The organism is Streptomyces sp. CO7 (assembly GCF_053474865.1).
The window spans coordinates 98,552-100,038 of the sequence record NZ_JBRIOU010000011.1; the positions used below are offsets into that span (position 1 = coordinate 98,552).

At 76.5% G+C, this 1,487-nt stretch carries 1 pseudogene; it reads left to right on the forward strand.

Annotated elements, in window-relative coordinates:
* Positions 1 to 1,487, forward strand: a pseudogene (locus ACOV8S_RS29540) (hypothetical protein); the annotation flags it as partial.

The following is a 1,487-nucleotide window of genomic DNA, read 5'->3' on the forward strand; positions in this document are numbered from 1 at the left end:
CCTCTACTCCATCGGACCGGCCGGCGCGCGGTACGCCGACACCGTGCTGGACCTGCGCGGCGTGGGCGAGCCCGTACCCGATCCCGCGCCCGCCCAGGCGGAGTTCTTCCAGGACGAGCCGGCCGGCCCGCCACGCCGCCCGGCCCCCGCGGGCGTGCTCTTCCTGGAGAACGGCGGCGGCAAGTCCGTCCTGCTCAAGCTGATCTTCTCGGTGATGCTGCCGGGCCACCGCAACACGCTCGGCGGCGCCAGCTCCGGCGTGCTGCGCAAGTTCCTGCTCGCCGAGGACTGCGGCCACGTCGCCCTGGAATGGCAGCACACCCGCACCGGGGAACTCGTCGTCGTCGGCAAGGTCAGCGAATGGCGAGGCCGCCAGGTCTCCAGCGACCCGCGGAAGTTCGCCGAGGCCTGGTACTCCTTCCGGCCCGGCCCCGGCCTCAGCCTGGACAGCCTCCCGGTGGCCGAGTCCACCGCGATGCGGCCCGCCGCCGAGGGCGCCTCCGGGGCCCGCGGCCGCCGCCGCACCATGAAGGGCTTCCGCGACGCGCTGACCGAGGCCGGCAAGTTCTACCCGCACCTCGAGGCGCACTGGGAGGAGATCCACGAGCGCTGGACCGAGCACCTCGGCGAACTCGGTCTCGACCCCGAACTCTTCCGCTACCAGCGGGAGATGAACGCCGACGAGGGCGAGGCGGCCGGCCTCTTCGCGGTCAAGAAGGACTCCGACTTCACCGACCTGCTGCTGCGCGCGGTCACCGACACCCGCGACACCGACGGGCTCGCCGACCTGGTCGCCGGCTTCGGCAACAAGCTGGGCCGCCGCGCCGAACTCATCGCCGAACGCGACTTCACGGCCGGCTCCCTCGACCTGCTCCAGCGCATCGTCGACGCCACCGACGCCCGGGCCCGCGCCCGCGAGATCCACACCGGGGCCGAGCGGCGCACCCGTGCCCTCGCCCGGCGGCTCTCCGCCCGCGGCGGCCGCGAACGCACCCGCGCCGCGGACCTGGCGGTGCGGGTCACCACCGCCGCCCACGCCGTCACCGAGGCCGAACGCACCCGCTCGAGCACCGCGCTGGTCGCCGCCGAACTCGCCTACCGCCACGCCTCCCTGGCCCTCGCCGCGGCGGAGAAGTCGGCCGCCGCGCAGAAGCGCGAACTGGCCGACGCCCGCACCCTGCACGCCGCCTGGCAGGCGGCCGAGTCTGTGCTGCGGCACCGCGCCGCCGCCGACCGTTCGGCCCGCGTCGCCGCCGCGATCCGCGAGGCCGAGCGGGACGCCGCGCCCGCGCTCGCGGCCCGCGCCCGCGCCGCCGCGGACCTGGTGCGCGCGCTGCACTCCGAGGCCGAGCGCGCCGAGAGCCTGGCCAACGAGGAGGAGGAGCGCTCCGGCGCCCTCCAGGAGGCCGGCGACACCGCCTACCGCGACGGCACGGCCGCCGCCACCGAGGCCCAGCGCGCCCGCAGCGAGGCCGGGCACCTGCGCC